General features: G+C 63.0%; 19 protein-coding genes. 9 read left to right on the top strand and 10 right to left on the bottom strand.

Annotation, left to right across the window (positions count from 1 at the left end):
• The first annotated feature begins 245 nt into the window (after positions 1 to 245).
• From rplU to proB, 4 genes are all read left to right on the top strand, one after another.
• A complete protein-coding gene (gene rplU, locus ACWF6P_RS21805; RefSeq protein ID WP_452622417.1) occupies positions 246 to 557 on the top strand; it encodes a 50S ribosomal protein L21 in 312 nt (103 codons plus the stop codon).
• Between the two features lie 42 nt (positions 558 to 599).
• A complete protein-coding gene (gene rpmA / locus ACWF6P_RS21800; RefSeq protein ID WP_003944532.1) occupies positions 600 to 869 on the top strand; it encodes a 50S ribosomal protein L27 in 270 nt (89 codons plus the stop codon).
• A 230-nt stretch (positions 870 to 1,099) separates the two neighbouring features.
• Positions 1,100 to 2,551: a GTPase ObgE gene (obgE, locus tag ACWF6P_RS21795; RefSeq protein ID WP_378447859.1), complete on the top strand. Its 1,452-nt coding sequence runs from the start codon at positions 1,100 to 1,102 to the stop codon at positions 2,549 to 2,551.
• A gap of 44 nt (positions 2,552 to 2,595) precedes the next feature.
• Complete coding sequence (proB, locus tag ACWF6P_RS21790; RefSeq protein ID WP_378637398.1) at positions 2,596 to 3,699, top strand: glutamate 5-kinase; 1,104 nt, start codon at positions 2,596 to 2,598, stop codon at positions 3,697 to 3,699.
• Here the strand turns inward: proB and ACWF6P_RS21785 are convergent.
• Positions 3,672 to 4,529, bottom strand: coding sequence for an NAD-dependent protein deacetylase (locus ACWF6P_RS21785; RefSeq protein WP_378546729.1), 858 nt, complete (start codon positions 4,527 to 4,529; stop codon positions 3,672 to 3,674). The two genes, proB and ACWF6P_RS21785, sit on opposite strands and share 28 nt — an antisense overlap.
• Before the next feature lie 50 nt (positions 4,530 to 4,579).
• Between ACWF6P_RS21785 and ACWF6P_RS21780 the strand changes: the two genes are divergently transcribed.
• The 4 genes from ACWF6P_RS21780 to ACWF6P_RS21765 all read left to right on the top strand — a co-directional run bounded on the left by ACWF6P_RS21780 (position 4,580) and on the right by ACWF6P_RS21765 (position 7,282).
• Positions 4,580 to 5,101: a VOC family protein gene (locus tag ACWF6P_RS21780; RefSeq protein WP_452622416.1), complete on the top strand. Its 522-nt coding sequence runs from the start codon at positions 4,580 to 4,582 to the stop codon at positions 5,099 to 5,101.
• Positions 5,102 to 5,230: 129 nt separating this feature from the next.
• Positions 5,231 to 6,202 carry an ABC transporter ATP-binding protein gene (locus ACWF6P_RS21775; RefSeq protein ID WP_452622415.1) on the top strand — a complete coding sequence of 324 codons (972 nt, stop codon included), beginning with the start codon at positions 5,231 to 5,233 and terminating at the stop codon, positions 6,200 to 6,202.
• The gene (locus ACWF6P_RS21770; protein ID WP_452622414.1) at positions 6,199 to 7,050 is read left to right on the top strand and encodes an ABC transporter permease; all 852 of its coding nucleotides are present in this window, start codon (positions 6,199 to 6,201) and stop codon (positions 7,048 to 7,050) included. The genes ACWF6P_RS21775 and ACWF6P_RS21770 overlap by 4 nt, the downstream gene beginning before the upstream one ends.
• Positions 7,040 to 7,282 (top strand): helix-turn-helix transcriptional regulator, encoded by a 243-nt coding sequence (locus ACWF6P_RS21765; protein ID WP_452622413.1) that lies wholly within the window; start codon positions 7,040 to 7,042, stop codon positions 7,280 to 7,282. Before ACWF6P_RS21770 ends, ACWF6P_RS21765 begins: the two co-directional genes overlap by 11 nt.
• A 23-nt stretch (positions 7,283 to 7,305) precedes the next feature.
• Here ACWF6P_RS21765 and ACWF6P_RS21760 read toward each other — a convergent pair whose 3' ends face one another.
• The 9 genes from ACWF6P_RS21760 to ACWF6P_RS21720 all read right to left on the bottom strand — a co-directional run bounded on the left by ACWF6P_RS21760 (position 7,306) and on the right by ACWF6P_RS21720 (position 17,380).
• Positions 7,306 to 8,238 (bottom strand): D-isomer specific 2-hydroxyacid dehydrogenase family protein, encoded by a 933-nt coding sequence (locus tag ACWF6P_RS21760; protein ID WP_378447863.1) that lies wholly within the window; start codon positions 8,236 to 8,238, stop codon positions 7,306 to 7,308.
• 9 nt (positions 8,239 to 8,247) lie between these two features.
• Positions 8,248 to 8,646, bottom strand: coding sequence for an ectoine synthase (locus ACWF6P_RS21755; RefSeq protein WP_378538074.1), 399 nt, complete (start codon positions 8,644 to 8,646; stop codon positions 8,248 to 8,250).
• Between the two features lie 15 nt (positions 8,647 to 8,661).
• Complete coding sequence (gene ectB, locus ACWF6P_RS21750; RefSeq protein WP_378538076.1) at positions 8,662 to 9,924, bottom strand: diaminobutyrate--2-oxoglutarate transaminase; 1,263 nt, start codon at positions 9,922 to 9,924, stop codon at positions 8,662 to 8,664.
• Between the two features lie 48 nt (positions 9,925 to 9,972).
• Entirely contained in the window at positions 9,973 to 10,488 is a 516-nt protein-coding gene (ectA, locus tag ACWF6P_RS21745) for a diaminobutyrate acetyltransferase (RefSeq protein ID WP_003944572.1), read from the bottom strand.
• 160 nt (positions 10,489 to 10,648) lie between these two features.
• Entirely contained in the window at positions 10,649 to 12,748 is a 2,100-nt protein-coding gene (locus ACWF6P_RS21740; RefSeq protein ID WP_452622412.1) for a RecQ family ATP-dependent DNA helicase, read from the bottom strand.
• 39 nt (positions 12,749 to 12,787) lie between these two features.
• Positions 12,788 to 13,609: a MerR family transcriptional regulator gene (locus tag ACWF6P_RS21735; RefSeq protein WP_452622411.1), complete on the bottom strand. Its 822-nt coding sequence runs from the start codon at positions 13,607 to 13,609 to the stop codon at positions 12,788 to 12,790.
• A 94-nt stretch (positions 13,610 to 13,703) separates the two neighbouring features.
• The gene (locus ACWF6P_RS21730; protein ID WP_452622410.1) at positions 13,704 to 14,594 is read right to left on the bottom strand and encodes a ribokinase; all 891 of its coding nucleotides are present in this window, start codon (positions 14,592 to 14,594) and stop codon (positions 13,704 to 13,706) included.
• Positions 14,591 to 16,033 carry an MFS transporter gene (locus tag ACWF6P_RS21725; RefSeq protein WP_378447867.1) on the bottom strand — a complete coding sequence of 481 codons (1,443 nt, stop codon included), beginning with the start codon at positions 16,031 to 16,033 and terminating at the stop codon, positions 14,591 to 14,593. Before ACWF6P_RS21725 ends, ACWF6P_RS21730 begins: the two co-directional genes overlap by 4 nt.
• Before the next feature lie 243 nt (positions 16,034 to 16,276).
• A complete protein-coding gene (locus ACWF6P_RS21720) occupies positions 16,277 to 17,380 on the bottom strand; it encodes an NADH:flavin oxidoreductase/NADH oxidase (RefSeq protein ID WP_452622409.1) in 1,104 nt (367 codons plus the stop codon).
• Between the two features lie 172 nt (positions 17,381 to 17,552).
• On the opposite strand from ACWF6P_RS21720, the gene ACWF6P_RS21715 reads away from it, so the two are divergent.
• On the top strand, positions 17,553 to 18,839 hold the full coding sequence (locus ACWF6P_RS21715) for a glutamate-5-semialdehyde dehydrogenase (RefSeq protein WP_452622408.1): 1,287 nt from the start codon (positions 17,553 to 17,555) through the stop codon (positions 18,837 to 18,839).
• Positions 18,840 to 18,869: the final 30 nt, after the last annotated feature.

The following is an 18,869-nucleotide window of genomic DNA, read 5'->3' as shown; positions in this document are numbered from 1 at the left end:
TGGTAGAAGCAGTACAGAGTAGTGAGCACCACCCCTCGGCGGGGCGGTTTGACCCTGACGGTTGCTTTCCCGTAACCTTGGAGGGTCGCCACCCGGCGGTAGAGATTCCGTGTGCCTAGAGTGCGCGTGAATGTCCCGGTACGTCAGTACCGAGCCGAGGTGACATAAACCAGACCAGTCGCGATGCATTTGAAGCCTCAGGCAGCAGCGCGAGCAAGTTCGAAGAAGCAAGGGGTAGCCCTCCGATGGCAACGTACGCGATCGTCAAGACCGGCGGAAAGCAGTACAAGGTCGCTGTTGGTGACCTCGTCAAGGTCGAGAAGATCGAGGGTGAGCCCGGCACTGCTGTCTCGCTTGCTCCCGTTCTCGTGGTCGACGGATCCGACCTGACCACCGACGTGGCCAAGCTGGCCAAGGTCGCAGTCACCAGTGAGATCGTCGAGCACACCAAGGGCCCGAAGATCCGCATCCACAAGTTCAAGAACAAGACCGGTTACCACAAGCGTCAGGGCCACAGGCAGCCGATCACGGTGCTCAAGGTCACGGGCATCAAGTAACCAGTTCTTTCTAGCTAATTTCACCCGAGGAGGGTCAATAGCATGGCACATAAGAAGGGTGCATCCAGCTCCCGTAACGGTCGCGATTCAAACGCCCAGCGCCTCGGCGTGAAGCGCTTCGGCGGCCAGTCGGTCAGCGCAGGCGAAATCCTGGTTCGCCAGCGCGGCACGCACTTCCACCCCGGCGTCAACGTCGGCCGTGGCGGCGACGACACCCTGTTCGCTCTCGCTGCCGGTGCAGTCGAGTTCGGCCAGAAGCGTGGACGCAAGACCGTGAACATCGTTCCGGCCGTCGTTGCGGCTGAGGTCTAGTCTTTCTCGCTAGTTGTGCGTCATCGGTTCTACTTCGGTAAGCCGGTTCTGCTTTCGGTAAGAGAGTGACGCGTTCCAAGCTCCCGATAGGGGCGGACCAGGGTTGAAATAACCCGGTCCGCCCCTATCGTTTGTTTAAGCAGTACCTGTTTACCTCGAGCAACCCTGCTCACCAGAAGTTCAGCTCATCGCGTGAGACCCGCAATTGACTGAGGAAGGATCCGGCAGTCATGTCCCGATTCATTGACCGTGTTGTGCTGCACGTCAGCGCTGGAAAAGGCGGCAATGGTTGCGCCTCCGTACACCGCGAGAAGTTCAAACCGCTCGGCGGTCCGGACGGTGCCAACGGAGGTCGCGGTGGCGACGTCATCCTCGTGGTCGACGAGAACATCCACACCCTCCTCGACTTTCACTTCCATCCCAACGCGAAGGCGACCAACGGCAAGCAGGGCGCCGGCAGCAACCGCGAGGGTGCGAACGGTGAAGACCTCATCCTCAAGGTTCCGGATGGAACTGTGGTTCTCGATGCCGACGGCAACGTGCTTGCCGACCTCGTGGGTGTCGGTTCGCGCTTCGACGCTGCTCAGGGCGGCCGCGGCGGACTCGGTAACGCAGCGCTGGCGTCGAAGGCCCGCAAGGCTCCCGGCTTCGCACTCCTCGGTGAGGACGGTGTCGAACGTGACCTGGTTCTTGAACTCAAGTCGGTAGCCGACGTCGGTCTGCTCGGATTCCCCTCCGCCGGTAAGTCTTCGCTTGTGTCCGTTCTCTCTGCGGCCAAGCCGAAGATCGCCGACTACCCCTTCACCACTCTGGTCCCCAACCTCGGCGTCGTCTCGAGCGGTGACACCACCTTCACCGTCGCCGACGTGCCCGGTCTGATCCCCGGTGCCAGCGAAGGCCGCGGTTTGGGCCTGGACTTCCTGCGCCACATCGAACGCTGCGCCGTATTGGCGCACGTGATCGACTGCGCCACCCTCGATCCGGGACGTGACCCGATCTCCGACATCGACGCCTTGGAAGCAGAGTTGGCTGCGTACACGCCTGCGCTCTCCGGCGATTCGGGACTCGGTGACCTCGACAAGCGCCCGCGCGTCGTCATCCTCAACAAGACCGACGTTCCCGAGGCCGCCGAATTGGCCGAAATGGTCACGCCTGAGATCGAAGCTCGCGGATGGCCGGTCTTCACCATCTCGGCGGTGAGCCGAGAAGGATTGCGACCGTTGACATTCGCGCTTGCGAAGATGGTCCGCGACTACCGCGAAGCGCATCCGAAGCCCGAGCCGAAGCGCCAGGTCATTCGCCCGGTCAAGGTCAAGGATTCCAGCTTCACCATCGAGAAGGATCCCGATATTCCCGGTGGGTTCGTAGTCCGCGGCACCCGCCCGGAGCGGTGGATTCGTCAGACCGCCTTCGACAACGACGAAGCGGTGGGCTACCTCGCCGACCGTCTTGCTCGATTGGGTGTCGAGGACGCATTGGTCAAGAAGGGCGCTCAGCCAGGAGCTTCCGTCACCATCGGTGACGTGAGCTTCGAGTGGGAGCCGATGACGCCGGCCGGTATCGATCTGACCCGCACGGGCCGTGGAACCGATCCGCGTCTCGATCAGGTGGAGCGCATCGGCGCCGACGAGCGCAAGCACGCGCGTCGTGTCCGCCGCGGCTTGCTCGACGAAGACGCCTGACCCACGCGATTTCAGGACGAAAACCGAAGAGAGGGAACGGGACTGTGCTCGGGTCCACCAGGGAGTCGATAGCGTCGGCTCACAGTATCGTCGTGAAGATCGGGTCGTCTGCGCTCACCAGTTTGGTGGCGGGACTCGATACTCACCGACTCGATCTGTTGGCCGATGCCATCGAGGCTCGCATGCGTGCGGGTTCCGATGTCGTCGTCGTCTCGTCCGGTGCCGTCGGCGCCGGACTGGCGCCGCTGGGACTGACCAAGCGACCGCGGGATCTCGCGACCAAGCAGGCTGCGGCCAGCGTCGGTCAGTTGGCTCTGGCTCACGCCTGGGGTACGTCGTTCGCCCGTTACGGGCGTACCGTCGGGCAGGTTCTACTCACGGCGGACGACATCGCTCGACGGACGCAGCACCGCAACGCCCAACGGACACTCGATCGTCTACGGGCATTGCACGCGGTGGCGATCGTGAACGAGAACGACACTGTCGCCACCACCGAACTTCGATTCGGTGACAACGATCGGCTGGCTGCACTGGTTGCTCATCTCGTCGGCGCCGACGCGTTGATCCTGTTGTCGGATGTGGACGGACTGTACGACGGTGATCCCCGAAAGGGCGATGCCACACTGATTCCCGAGGTCAACAGTCCCGAGGATCTCGACGGTGTGGTTGCCGGTTCGGGTGGCGCCCTCGGTACCGGAGGCATGGCGTCGAAGCTCTCAGCAGCACGCCTGGCCGCTGATTCCGGCGTGCCGGTTCTGCTCGCGGCGGCATCGGACGCTGCGCAGGCACTCAGTGGTGCCGATGTCGGAACGGCATTTGCGCCCCGGCCGACGCGATTGTCGGCCCGCCGATTCTGGGTTCGTCACGCCGCTGACACATCGGGTGACCTCCACCTCGACGAAGGCGCCGTTCGCGCGGTCGTGTCCAAGCGTCGAAGCCTGCTGTCCGCGGGCATTGTCGGTGTATCCGGTGACTTCCACGCCGGCGACGTCGTGTCCCTGATGGGGCCGGGGGAGAAGCCCGTCGCCCGGGGTGTCGTCGCATTCGACGCTACGGAGATCGAGGAGATCCTGGGGCGCTCCACCACCGATCTACCGGCCGACATGCAGCGTCCCGTGGTTCACGCGGACGACTTGGTGGCGCTGTAACTGTCGTGCTCGACCAGAGCGGAAAGTGCTTCAGCGCAACCGGCTTCGAGCTTGAGGTCGGCGAATTCGTCGCCGCGAGTCGTGCCACGATTGACGATGGCGATCGGCTTCCCGGTCTTGGCGGCATGCCGGACGAAACGTAGGCCGGACATCACGGTCAACGACGACCCGGCTACCAACAGTGCGTCGGATTGGTCGACAAGGCTGTACGCCCGGGCCACGCGTTCCTTGGGGACGGATTCGCCGAAGTAGACGATGTCTGGTTTGAGCAGCCCACCGCACACGGCGCAATCCACGACGCGAAAGTGTGCGGTGGATTCGATCACGGCATCTGCGTCGGGTGCGATCTCGACTCCTGTTGCAGCAGCGACCGTTTCGGCGAATCCGGGATTGGCTTCTTCCAGTCTCTCCGCGAGAGTGGTGCGGGAGATCAGCCGCTGGCAGCTCAGGCATCGAACCTGCGCGTAGGTGCCGTGGAGGTCGATGACGTTTCGCGCGCCGGCCTTGGTGTGCAGGAGGTCGACGTTCTGGGTGATCACGCCGACTGCTCGCCCAGTTCGCTCGAGTGCTGCGACGGCCCGGTGGCCCTGGTTGGGGCGGGAGCTGTCCATGTATCGCCACCCGATGTGGTTGCGCGCCCAGTAGTGTCGCCGAAACGCCGGATCGCCGATGAACTGCTGGAACGTCATCGGGTTGCGCGGGGGTGAATCGGGTCCGCGGTAATCCGGGATTCCGGAGTCGGTGGAGATGCCGGCGCCCGTGAGAACTGCCAGGCGACGGCCGGCCAGGAGCTCGGGAAGGGCGTCGAGGCGGCTGTTGTCGGTAGGCACCGTTCCAGGATAGGCGCGTGTGCGAGACGAAGGCGCGGAGGAAGTCCGAAATGTTCAATAGAACACGTGTGCGATCGCCAACACTCGTACACATGAACACAGTGAACCCAATCCCCGCCGGTTACCGCACGATCACTCCCTACCTTGCGGTGCCGGACGGCCATGCCGCACTCGACTACTACAAGCGAGGACTTGGAGCTGAGATAGTCGATGCGATGAACGCACCTGACGGCTCACTCATGCATGCGGAGATCCGGATCGGCGATTCGATGCTGCAGCTTTCGCAGGAGATGCCGGACTTCGGTCTCAAATCACCGCAGGACGGCTGGGTGCATTCGTCGATCGTCGTCTACACCGAGGACACGGACGAGTTTGTCGCTCGGGCCGTCGCCGAGGGAGGCACGCTGGTCACGGCTGTGGCCGATACGTTCTCGGGCGACCGGCATGGAGTGTTTCTCGATCCGTTCGGCCACAGGTGGGCAGTATGCACGAAGGTCGAGGATGTGCCTGCCGAGGAAGTCGCTCGCCGGGCGAGGGCACTCTTCTTCCCGGATGCGGAGTCGCCACAGTAACTTTCGGCAGCGTCGTCGTTACATCTCGTTTGTGGGAGTCGTTCTTGATCGAATCCTCGTGAAGCATTGCCACCTCATAATGTAGTAGTTATGCTACATATCGTCGAACATCGACGATGGGGAGGATTGATGAACGTGCATCAAAACGGTTTTGCGGACGATGTGGTCGTTGACGTGCGGGCGCTGCAGATGCGCTACGGCCCGGTGGACGTTCTCGGCGACGTGACATTTCAGGCGAAGCGCGGCGAGGTGTTGGTCATGCTCGGTCCGAATGGCGCGGGCAAGACGACCACTATCGAGATCCTCGAAGGTTTTCGGCGCCGATCGGGCGGTCACGTCTCGGTTTTGGGATCCGATCCCGAAAACGGAGGCGAGGAGTGGCAGGCCAGGATCGGGGTCGTGCTTCAATCCTGGCGCGATCACGCCAAATGGCGGGTGAACGAACTACTCGATCACCTCGCCGCGTTCTATCGGCCCTACTTCGATAGACGTCACCAAAAGCCGTGGACGACAGGTGAACTCATCGATTTGGTCGGGCTGGGGGAGCAGGCGAGCGCAAGAGTGTCAACGCTCTCGGGCGGGCAGCGTCGCAAGCTCGACGTTGCCATCGGGATCGTGGGTAAGCCCGAGTTGCTGTTCATGGACGAGCCGACGGCGGGCTTCGATCCGGCAGCACGGCGGGACTTCCACGACATCGTGCACCGTCTTGCGGACTTGGAGGACACCACCGTCCTACTGACTACTCACGATCTGGACGAGGCGGAGAAGATCGCGGATCGGATTCTGATCCTGGCAGGCGGACGTATCATCGCGAACGGTTCGGCCGACGAGCTGTCCCGCTCGATCGCGGCGGACGCCGAGGTGCGTTGGACTGTCGACGACCAACGGTTCGTCCATACGACTGCCGAATCGACAAAATTCGTGCACGAATTGTTCAAGCAACATGGTGACGGGATCGGTGAACTTGAAGTGCGCCGAGCTTCACTCGAGGACACCTACATGACACTGGTTCGAGCCCAGGAGTCTGGCGAAGGCATAGAGCCGGCAACGCGCACCTTGATGGGTGAGTCAACAAGCAGGCTGACGGAGGTTGCGCGATGAATCCCACGACGAACGCAATTCGAGCAGGCTTCGTGCGAGGGTGGATCGAGCTCCGCCAACTGCTGACCACCGGTCCTGACCTGATCGGCCAATTCCTCACTCCCGCAATTTCGCTCGGTGCTCTGTACCTGTTGCGAAATCGCGAATACGCGGGTACTGATCTCTCGGTTGCCGAGCTTGCAGTGCCAGGTCTTCTGGGCAGCATCATCACGTTCAACGGATTGTTCGCGATTGCCAACGTACTGGTCCTCGACCGGGAGGACGGCACGCTGTTGCGCGCAAAGTCCATACCCAACGGCATGACCGGCTATTTCGTCGGCAAGATCACGGCCGCGGCGGCGTCCGTCGTCGTGCAGGTGGTTGTGGTGTTGGCGGTCGGAATGTTGATCATCGGGGGATCGTCGTTCGACGGTGCGGGGGCGTGGCTGACTTTCGCGTGGGTTCTGGCTCTGGGCTTGCTCGCAACATTACCGATCGGCGCAATTCTCGGCAGCGTTCTCGAAGGCAGTCGGGCAACATTCCTGCTGACCATGCCGTTGATGGGACTTGTTGCGATCTCAGGCATTTTCTATCCCATCACTGCGCTGCCCGGATGGCTGCAGGGCGTCGGTCAGGCATTCCCGGTGTACTGGACCGGACTCGGTATGCGCTCGGCTTTGCTTCCCGATGACGCGGCGGCAATCGAAATCGACGAGTCCTGGCGACACCTGGAGACCGTTGCAGTGCTCGGTGTCTGGGCGGTCGTGGGTCTACTGGTCGCCCCGGTAGTGTTGCGACGCATGGCACGTCACGAATCAGGATCCACCATGGCCGAGCGTCGGGACAAGGCGATGCAGCGTGCCTTCTGAAGTCATCTACAACCGGATCGCGATGTTGCGAGCCGAGCGGGGCATTTCGCGGCGGGAGTTGGCCGAGGCGCTGGGAGTCCACTATCAGACGGTCGGATACCTCGAACGTGGCGAATACAGCCCCAGCCTGCACCTTGCACTGCGGATCGCGACGTACTTCGACGTAGCAGTGGAGATAGTGTTCTCCACCGAACCGTTTCCCCGCCTCGGATCAGGCGCCGAATCCGCGTGATCATTCGGGCTTCGGCGGCGTGCTCAGTATCCGGCGACCGGGTCCACGAGGGCAGCCAGCGCCTCGCCCTTCGCGAAGCGGGTCACGTTCTTGGAGACGTGATCCGCGAACGCGGCGGGGCGAACGCCTGGCGGATTGGAATCGTGGGGTGTGATGATCGCATTCGTCAGGTCCCACAGAGGGTGACCGTCCGGGAGAGGTTCGGGATCGGTGACGTCGAGACCGGCGCCGCCGATCTGTTCGGACTCGATCGCCTCGACCAGCGCGTCGGTGTCGACCAGTGATCCGCGCGCTACGTTGATCACCCAGGAATGGGGTTGCATTGCGGCCAACTGCGCACGGCCCACGAGGTGACGGGTGGCTGGGGTGGCCGGGGCTGCAATCACGAAGTGATCTGCGCGAGAATAGATTTCATCCATCCTGGAGGCGGGGTACGTGGAGATCGCTCCGGGAACCGGGCTACCGGAACGATTGACTGCGAGGCTGTCCGCCCCCTGCGCGGCCAGCATCGGAATCAGCGCGCGGCCGATACCGCCTGCGCCGATGATCGCAACCGTCGAACCACGAAGGGTGCCGATCTTGGGAAAGAACTCGAACTGACGCCACGTTCGAGCTTCGATGTGTGCGGGCAGGTGACGAACTCCGGCCAACAGCAGCATGAGCGCGTGCTCGGCCACCGAGGCCGAAAACGCGCCGGCCGCCGAGGTCCACGTGATTTCGGTGTCCTTCGGAATCACACCGGAGTCGAACCAATCCTCGATTCCCGCCGACGGCAGCTGCACCCACCTGACCGACGCCGGTAACTCCGACGGAAATGTTTCGGGTGAGCCCGCCCAGATCAGGGCGTCGGCAGTGTCGATCGGACTGATCAGACCACCGCCCCGAAGCACCGCGCTGTCGAGCAGTGCATCGGGGACGGGGCCGATCGCTACGCGTGGAGAGGTGTCAGTCGCCATGACTAGACGCTACGCGGGGACCTCCACCAGTGGGTAGACACCGTTCTCGTCGTGTACCTCACGCCCGGTGACCGGCGGATTGAACACGCACAGCATGCGCATCTGCGTGTCGGGCTCGACGCGATGACGCTCGTGGCCGTTGAGCAGGTACATCGACCCCGGTGCGAGATCGTATTCCTTGTCGTTGTCGAGGTCGATCAGCTTGCCGGTGCCCTCGACGAGCCAGACAGCCTCGACGTGGTTGGCGTAATGGAACTCGTTGACCGAACCCGCCTTGATGGTGGTCTCGTGGAACGAGAACCCGACGCGGTCGCCGCCGAGGACGATGCGCTTGCTGCGCCAGTTGCCGTCCTCGCTCGTGATGTCGCGGTCGGTGTCGGTGATCTCGGTGGTGGTGCGAACGATCATGGGAGAGTCCTTCCTCTAGCTGCAGACCTTGAGTGTCGCCTCGGCCAGGATGGAGAGGCCGTGCTCGAGCTCGTCGTCGGTAATCGTCAGTGCGGGAAGCAGTTTCACAACCTGGTCGGAGGGTCCGGAGGTCTCGGCGAGCAATCCCTCGTCGAATGCCAACTGGCAGACCTTTCCGGCGCGCTCCGGCTGGTCGAAGACCAGGCCCTGGACCAGGCCGCGTCCGCGGTGAGAGACCTCGCCGGGGAACTGATCGGAGAGATTGGCGAAGCATTCGCTGATGCGTGCGCCCTTCTTCAGCGTTGTCTTGGTCAGTGCGTCGTCGGACCAGTAGTGGTCGAGTGCCACCTTGGAGGTGACGAACGCCGGGTTGTTGCCACGGAAGGTGCCGTTGTGCTCGCCCGGTCCCCAGACGTCGAGTTCACGCTTGAACAGCGTGAGCGCCATGGGCATTCCGTAGCCGCTGATCGACTTGGACAGTGTGACGATGTCGGGAACGATTCCGGCCTCTTCGAAGGAGAAGAACGGGCCGGTACGGCCGCAACCCATCTGCACGTCGTCGACGATCAGCAGGATTCCGCGATCCGAGCACAGTGTTGCCAGTGCCCGAAGCCACTCGGGGCGAGCGACATTGACGCCACCTTCACCCTGCACGGTTTCGACGATCACTGCCGCGGGGCGGTTGATTCCACTGCCGGAATCATCGAGAACGCGGGAGAACCACTGGAAGTCCTCGGTGACGCCGTCGAAGTAGTTGTCGAAGGGCATCGGTGTCGTGTGCACGAGGGGGACACCGGCGCCCGCGCGCTTCATCGAGTTACCGGTCACGGAGAGTGCACCAAGTGTCATTCCGTGAAATGCGTTGGTGAAGTTGATGACTGCCGAACGTCCGGTTACCTTGCGAGCCAGCTTCAGTGCAGCCTCGACGGTGTTCGAGCCGGTCGGGCCGGGGAACTGGACCTTGTAGTCCAGGCCGCGTGGCTCGAGGATGTTGCGCTGAAAGGTCTCGAGGAATTCGCGTTTGGCGACAGTGGACATGTCGAGGCCGTGCGTGATGCCGTCGTTCATGATGTAGTCGACCAGTGCCGATTTGAGCACCGGGTTGTTGTGACCGTAGTTGAGTGCGCCGGCGCCGGCGAAGAAATCGAGGTAGTCGCGTCCGTTCTCGTCACGAATCCAGGATCCGGATGCGCTGGTGAACACTGCGGGCCAGTCACGGCAGTAGCTGCGAACCTCGGACTCGAGGGTTTCGAAAATGCTTGCTTCGTTGATATTCATATCTTCTTTGTTCCTCCGGGGCATGCTGTATGCCGAGCGCGAAGTGCGCTAGGCGCCGATCGTGTAAAGATCTTCGGCTTCGTGTCCATCGGGAAAATCGTTGGGCGAGAACAAAGTCTGCCTGGTTATCGGTACTTCGCGTCGACGTGCGAGCGCGGTGAAGAGTGCGATCGAAGCCTCGTTGTCGGGGCTGATCGTCGTCTCCAGATGTGTAACACCCAGCGGGGCAGTGCGATCCATCAAGTCGGACAGCATGCGGGCAGCAATTGCCTTGCCGCGCTGGTCTTCGTCGACCGCCACTTGCCACACGAACAGGGTTTCCTGCGCGCTGGGACGGGTATAACCGGAAACGAATCCGACTACGCGGCCGTCTACCTCTGCGACGATGGACGTCGCGCTGAAATCCCTGCACCACAACAGGTATGCATAACTCGAATTGAGGTCGAGCACCTTCGAATCACGTGCGATCTCCCAGAGCCGGACTCCGTCATCGATCTGTGGGCTTCTGAACAACACCGCGTCCGGCGCGGTGGTCGGGATAGCTCTCGTATCAACAGGCTTCATCGGTCATCTGAACGTAACAATCATTGCTGTCGAAGTCATGCAGATGTCCGTTTCGGGCCGTGTGGAACCCGTTGCGCCCCAGGTGAGGACATGAATGTGATGGTGCTCACATTATGTAACTTTTGCCGTTGTCGGAGCGACTATTTCGGGCAAAAACTCGCTATTTCGGGCTCGCGAGCGCCAACGGAAGTACAGAGTGAGCACCAGCCTGTCGAAGTGCGCGTGCGGCCATCGTGAAAGTCCAACCGGTATCGGCGATTGCGTCGACAAGGAGTATTGGTCCCTGGTGGATACTCATGTCCGGGACTTCCCAAACATCGACCAGTCCGGACACGCGATAGGCGGAGTTCGCTGCCGACACCGGAGGGTGGTCGGGGCGCAAGCGAAGGGTGTCCAGGTCGGTCAATCGCCCGACCTCGGCCAGCTTGGCAGCCAGGCTCGACACCAGCAACGGATGCGTCGTGGATTCGAGGGCCATGACACCGGTGGGGCGCTCGGCCCAATTCCAGGCCGCCAGAACGCTGATACACGCGCTGACCACCGCATCGGGTACCTCTGCGTCGGGACCGTCGAAAAGCGCCCGGAGACGTTGGCCCCAGCCCAGGTCCGACATCCGTCCGAGAATGCGCCCGGTTTCCGGGCCCTCGGTGATCTTCCCGGACAGCTTGACGCCCAGCTTGCTCAGGCCGGTCGGCCACATCTTGCGCGGCTCCAGGTCGAATCCGGGGCGCTGCAAGCGCGCCCGAGTTTCGTCGAGGGCGGCGGTGTCGACAGTGGTGTCGTAGCGATCGCCCGTGCAGTTGTCACAGCGACCGCACTGTGAGTTCTCCGAGGTCAGGCCCGGATCGTCGAGTTGTTCACGCAGGAAGGTCATTCGACACGTCGTGATGCTCTGGTACTCGACCATTGCGGCCTGCTCGGCCTGGCGAGCGTCGTCGAGTCGGCCGTAGCGCTCGGCGTCGTACACCCAAGGTTCGCCGGTGCTGATCCAGCCGCCCTTGACGCGTTTGACGGCGCCGTCGACGTCGAGGACTTTGAGGACCATCTCGAGACGCGTTCGATTGAGCTCCACCAGAGGTTCGAGTGCCGGTGTCGACGTGGCCTTTTCGGTGTCGAGGTGCGCGATGACGCTGCGGACGAGATGCTCGCGGGGGAAGGCGACCGAGGCGAAGTAGCTCCAGATCTGCTTGTCCTCGGCGCCCGGCAGCAGGATCACGTCGGCCCTGTCGGTGGAACGACCGGCGCGGCCCACCTGCTGGTAGTACGAGATCGGCGACGACGGTGCGCCGAGGTGGACGACGAACCCGAGATCAGGCTTGTCGAAGCCCATCCCGAGGGCCGAGGTGGCCACCAGAGCCTTGACACGATTGCCCAACAAGTCCTGCTCGAGGGATTCACGTTCGGTGGGATCGGTCTGGCCCGTGTAGGCGGCGACGGTATGCCCGCGTTCGGAGAGCAGGCTTGCGAGGTCGCGTGCGGCCGAGACCGTCAGCGTGTAGATGATGCCCGATCCCGGCAGCGTCTCGAGCATGTCGGCGAGCCAAGCAGCGCGCGCCGTCGCCTCAGGAATGTGAACCACGGAAAGGTGAAGTGACTCGCGTTCGAGCCCGCCACGAAGTACGAGCGTTTCCTCGCCGCCGACGCCGAGTTGGGCGGACACGTCCTCGACGACGCGGTTGTTGGCCGTAGCCGTGGTCGCGAGGACGGGAATGCCTTCGCCGAGTTCGGCGATCAACGTCCTGATGCGCCGATAGTCGGGACGGAAGTCGTGTCCCCAGTCGGAAACACAGTGGGCCTCGTCGACCACTACCAAGCCGGCGTCAGCTGCCAGGGACGGAAGAACCTGATCGCGGAAGTCGGGGTTGTTGAGGCGCTCGGGGCTGACCAGAAGTACGTCGAGATCGTTGGCTGCGACGCGGGCGTGGATGTCGTCCCACTCTGTGACATTGCCCGAGTTGATGGTCGCGGCTCGCACCCCGGCACGCTCGGCAGAACTGACCTGGTTTCGCATCAGGGCCAACAACGGAGAGACGATGACCGTGGGGCCGTGGCCTGTTGCCCGGAGCAGCTTCGCCGAGATGAAGTAGACCGCCGACTTGCCCCAACCGGTCCGCTGCACGACAAGCGCGCGCTTGCGCTGCACCACCAGCGCCTCGATGGCCGTCCACTGGTCCTCGCGTAGGCGGGCATCCGGCCCCGCGAGTTCGCGGAGCAGCCGCTCGGCTTCGTCGCGCATGGCTGGGGCAGTGGCGGTGGTCATGGACCCCATGGTGCACGACCCTGCCGACACGTGCGGGCTTCAGGCCTTGGCAACAGGTTCCTGCAGCTCGGTGACCCAGCCGTCGACATCCTCCGGGCACGCCAGCGTCACCTCACGGCTGGGCCCGGCATTGCGGTATCCCGCTGCGTCGATCCATTGGGCCAACGCCTGATAGGCGGGCAGGCAGTTGTCCATCGAACCCTTGTGCAGCAGCGAGGCCACGTGCTCTTCGGCCCGCAGGTCCACCACAGCGAACTCGTAGTCGCCATCGGGATCCGCGTCGACCGGTAGCGCCGCATGCACGACGACGTTCTCGTCGTCACCGGAATCCTCGTAGTAGGCGACAGCGGGTCCGATCGCGGCGATACCGGCACGATCCAAACCGGTACAAAGGCGCTCGTACAACCCGCGAACCACCGGGCCGATCGACGACGGATCCATCGTCTTGGCGGTACCGGTCAACTCCGCGACCCGCAGCGCCGGAACGGACTTGATCACAACCTCGTATGCAGACATCTGTCCCTCACTTTCGATGATGCGTAGGCGCGCCTGTACGTGCGCCAGTCGCGCGGTGTCTTCCTGGATTCGGGTTTCGAGTTCTGCTCGGCGAAGCGTGAGCATCCCGCGGATCTCGTCGACGGTGACCGCCGACTCCACCACTTGCTGGACCTGGGCCAGAGTCAGGCCCAACTCCTTGAGAGCGACGATGCGGTTGAGCAGCGCCAACTGGCCCGCGGTGTACGAGCGATACCCGGTGGATGCGTCGACCCTCGCGGGTCTGAGCAGGCCGATGGCGTCGTAGTGGCGGAGCATGCGCACCGACACACGACCTGCTCTCGCGAAGTCTCCGATGCTCAACATGGTTGCTCGCCCCGTTTCTCTCTCACAAACCCGATACCTACAGGTTTACGACCTCACACGGTGTCAGAGTCAAGCCGAGCTTGCTGTGTCAGAGTCAAGCCGAGCTTGCTGTGTCAGAGTCAAGCTGCCGGTTCAGCACTTTCTCGATCGCAGCGCGAGTAGGTGACGACACCGAGGCACCGCGAACCGTCGTCGCCAGGCTTCCCGCCGTGGCAGCGAACTGCAGGGCGCGTTCCTGGTCCTGCACCCACTCCACGGCGAAGGCGCCGGTGAAGGCATCGCCTGCGCCGGTTGTATCCACGGGTGTCACGGCCGGGGAGTCGGCGTGGATTGTCATCTCGCCCGACCTGAGATCCGCGCCGCCCGCCCCGAGCGTCGTGACGAGGTATCGGACGTGGCCGGTGGCCGCGGCCAACTGCTCCGACTCGGTCTGGTTGACGATCAGGATGTCGACAGACTCGATCAGGGCGCCCGGAAGGTCTTGTACCGGCGAAGGATTGAGGATGACGGTTGTTCCGTTGGCACGCGCGTGCCGGGCCGCTGCGGTGACCGTGTCGAGGGGTATTTCGAGTTGGCACAGGAGAACGTCGGCGTGTGCGATCGCGTCGAGGTCTCCTTCGGACAACGAGGTGACCGAGGAATTGGCGCCCGGGACGACGATGATGTTGTTCTCCGCGTCCTCGCTCACGGTGATGGCGGCAACGCCACTCGGGCCGTCGACACTACGAAGCAATGCGGTGTCGACGCCGGCGTCTTCAAGCGTGTCTCGCAACTGGGTACCGAAACCGTCGTCGCCGACCGCTCCGACGAACGACACATCGCCTCCTGCCTTCGCGGCGGCGATGGCCTGATTACTGCCTTTGCCTCCCGCGGTTGTGGCAAAGGCAGTGCCGAGCAGTGTTTCTCCCGGAGCGGGAAATCTGGACACTGAGGTGGCCAGGTCCATGTTGATACTGCCGACGACGACGATTCGAGGCGTGCTCATACCTCGAGGTTATCGGCCTTCATTCTCTTTCGACGAACCTTGCGGATGATCCGACGTGCCTCCTCGTCGGTGGCGACGGAGGGCGGCGAACCGTCGAGTGGCTTGCGTGCCGTCTCGGGGATGAGCAGTACCGCGATACCGCCGATCACTGCGGCGATCATCATGTACATCGGCGCGACCAGGTTGCTGCCCGTTGCACTTTCGAGGGCGGTGAGCACCAGGGGAGTGGTTCCGCCGAAGATGGAGACCGCGAGGTTGTATCCGATTGCCAAGCCGCCGTACCTGATTCCGGTCGGGAACAGTGCGGGCAGCACGGACGGGAAGACTCCGACGAACAGCAGGAGCAATCCGCCGAGAATTGCGAGTCCCAAGAAGACCGTCACGTAATTGCCGACGCCGATCAACAGGTATGCGGGCAGGGAAAGGAGGAAGAATCCGATGAAACCGCTGAGCAACAATGGTTTACGCCCGACTCGGTCCGAGAACTTTCCGACGTAGCTGATTCCCATCATCATCACGATCATGACGATGATCATCAGGATGAGTCCGTGGGATTCGTCGTAACCCAACGTATTGGTCAGGTACGTCGGCATGTAGCTGAGCAGGCCGTAGTGAGCGATGTTGTACGTCGCCACCAGAACGATGCACAGGACGAGCGGTCGCCAGTTGTCGACGAGAGTTTCGCGCAGTTTCTTGCCGGTGGATTCGTCTGCGAGGGAGCGCTCTTCGGCCTGCTCCATCATCTGGAACGCAGGGGTTTCTTCCAAGCGCAGGCGGAGGTACAGACCGATGAGACCCAGCGGTCCGGCAATGAGGAAGGGGATGCGCCAGCCCCACTGGAGGAGGTCCTCGGCGCTGACGACGGTCTGGATGATCGTGACGATGCCTGCTGCCGCCACATATCCTGCCAGGGTGCCGAATTCGAGGAAGCTGGCGAAGAAGCCGCGCCGCTTGTCCGGTGCGTATTCGGCGACGAACGTACTGGCCCCGCCGTATTCGCCGCCGGTGGAAAAGCCCTGCAGTAGGCGTAGGAGTACCAGCAGGATCGGGGCGGCGATACCGATGGATTCGTAGCTCGGAATGAGGCCGATGGCGAAGGTGCTGCCCGCCATCAGAATGATGGTGGTGGCCAGGACTTTCTTGCGTCCGATGCGGTCACCGAGTGGACCGAAGAACAATCCGCCGAGTGGGCGGACGATGAAGGCTGCCGCAAAAATTGCAAAGGTAGAGAGGAGTTGAGCGCTGCCGCTCGCGTCCGGGAAGAACACTTTTCCGATAGTGGTAGCTAGATATGCGTAAACGCCGAAATCGAACCACTCCATGGCATTTCCGAGCATCGTCGCCTTGACAGCGCGCTTGACGGACGCATTGTCGGTGACGCAGACATCGGGTGATTCGGCCACTTCGAGAGCGCTGATCGAGTTCTCTGGTGTAGTCATGACATGCGCTCCCCAGCGCAATCATCGAACCGAGCGGGGCACGTACCTGATGCACGCATCTTTTCGTTGCCCACTCGCCGATGAGCCGGTCGGGAAATCGAGCGTCCGCGTGCCCTGTGGCTCGTTGCGACCCCCGTCGCACGGCTCTGGCCCGCGGCAGTGTCCGGAGCCCACAGGGCTCCGGACTACCGGCAAGTAAGACGCTTACGCTATCAAAGTTGTGCGCGGGAGCCGATTTTCGGGCTAGAAGGCACGGGCGTACTGCGACGGGATATGTGGTCCTACCTCGGCGTTCAGTTCCCGGGCCGCCCGGCGCGCCCAGTAGGGATCACGCAGCAGCTCGCGGCCGAGGAGCACAGCCACGGCGCTACCGTCCTCGACGATCTTCTCGGCTTGTTCGGGGTCGGTGATGAGGCCCACGGCGGCGGCCGGTAGCAGGCTCTCGTTCTGCAGGCGACGGGCGAACGGAACCTGATATCCCGGTTCCACCGGAATCTGCGCCGCCGGTGAATTACCGCCGGTGGAGACGTCGACGAGATCGACTCCGTAGTCGGAGAGGATGTTGGCGAGGGCAACGGTCTGATCGGCGGTCCAGCTGTCGACCTCCAGTCCGCGCTCTTCCGTCAGCCAATCCGTCGCCGAGACCCGGACGAAGAGCGGCAACTCGGCCGGCCACACCTCGCGGACTGCGCTCAGGATTTCCAGGAGCAACCGAATGCGGTTCTCGAAGCTGCCGCCGTAGCGGTCCGTTCGCTTGTTGCTCTCGGGGGAGAGGAACTGATGGATCAGGTATCCGTGAGCCGCGTGAATTTCCACGACCTTGAATTCGGCCTTCAATGCACGGGTTGCCGCCGCTGCGAAGTCCGCGACGACCTGTTCGATGCCCTCGGTGGTGAGCTCGACCGGATCGGCGAGATGACCGAACGGAACCGCGCTGGGAGCCACTGTCTGCCAGGAGAGACGGTCGTCGGCCGGCAGGCTCTTGCCTCCGCGCCACGGAACCTGCGTCGACGCTTTGCGTCCGGCGTGTGCCAACTGGATCCCGGGCACTGCGCCGAAGTACGCGAGTTGTGCGTTGATCTCGGCGAAGGCTTGCGCCTGCGTGTCGTTCCAAATTCCCAGATCAGCTGCCGATATCCGGCCTTCGGGACTGACGGCCGTCGCCTCGGTGAGAATCAGGCCGGTGCCGCCGATCGCACGGCTCACCAGATGCGTGCGATGCCACTCGTTGGGCACTCCGACCTGGTCGCCGATGACGTCAGCCGAGTACTGGCACATCGGTGCCATCCAGACGCGGTTCGGAATGGTGACGCCGCGCAGGGTCAATGGCTCGAACAACACACTCACGGATGGCTCCTGACTCGAAGAAGAAGGTCGGTGGGTGCAACAGTGCCTCGCGCCGGAATTGTTCCCCGGCGGTCCGTCGGAATGTTCCCCGGCGGTCCGCCGCAATGTTGTCCGGTGGTCACAGCCTTGTTCCGCCGAGCAGGCCGCCGCGGTGGGTGGTTAATGTGTATTCATGACCGCTGTGACATCCAACGCAGAAACCGTCGACTCGAATGCGTCCGACACCAAAGCCGTCGTGCACGACGCGGCGCGCCGAGCCCGTAAGGCTTCGCGCGTCCTGGCTCTGCTGACCACCGCGCAGAAGGACGCTGCGCTCCACGGCGCAGCCGACGCGGTACTCGCGGCCAGTGATCGGATTCTCGCGGCCAACGCTCTCGATATCGACACTGCGAAGGCCGGTGGCACCGAGGAATCGCTGCTCGACCGCCTTCGGCTGACCGCTGACCGGATCGAGGGCATCGCTTCGGGTTTGCGTCAGGTTGCCGGGCTACCCGATCCGATCGGTGAGGTTCTTCGTGGATCCACTCTGCCGAACGGCTTGGAACTACGCCAGCAGCGCGTTCCGCTCGGTGTCGTCGGCATGGTCTACGAGGCTCGCCCCAACGTCACCGTCGACGCTTTCGGGCTGACTCTCAAGTCGGGAAATGCTGCGCTGCTTCGTGGTTCGTCCTCGGCGGTCAAGTCCAACGAAGCGTTGGTGGAGGCGCTGCGCGCGTCGTTGGTTGCTCAGGGGCTCCCCGAGGACTCCGTTCAACTTCTGCCGAGTGCAGATCGGTCGACGGTCACGCACCTCATCCAGGCTCGCGGCCTCGTCGATGTAGTCATCCCGCGCGGCGGTGCCGGCTTGATCAGCGCAGTCGTGCGTGATGCCACCGTGCCCACCATCGAGACCGGTGTCGGTAACTGCCACGTCTATGTTCACTCGGCCGCCGATCTCCTGATGGCCGAGAAGATTCTTCTCAACTCCAAGACCCGTCGGCCCAGTGTCTGCAATACAGCCGAAACCGTGCTGGTCGACTCTGCGATCGCCGAGACCGCCGTGCCGAAGCTGCTTCAAGCGCTCCAGATGCACGACGTTGTAGTGCACGGTGATCTGCCGGGACTGGTCCCCGCCACCGAGGACGACTGGTCGAAGGAATACCTCACCCTCGACGTCGCTCTCAAAGTCGTCAAGGACTTGGACGCTGCCGTCGAGCACATCGACCAGTACGGAACCGGCCACACCGAAGCCATCGTGACGTCCGATCTCTCGGCTGCCCGCGAGTTCACCGCTCGCGTCGACGCCGCCGCAGTGATGGTCAACGCGTCGACTGCATTCACCGACGGTGAGCAGTTCGGATTCGGCGCCGAGATCGGCATCTCCACCCAGAAATTGCACGCGCGTGGCCCCATGGGGCTGCCGGAACTGACGTCCACCAAGTGGATCGTCTGGGGCGACGGGCACACCCGACCCGCCTGAAAAGTTCACCAGACTTGCCCCACCCTTTTT

It is taken from the genome of Rhodococcus sp. NPDC055024, from assembly GCF_053608585.1.
Note: the sequence above shows the minus strand (reverse complement) of the source record. Positions and strands in the feature narration are given on the sequence as shown.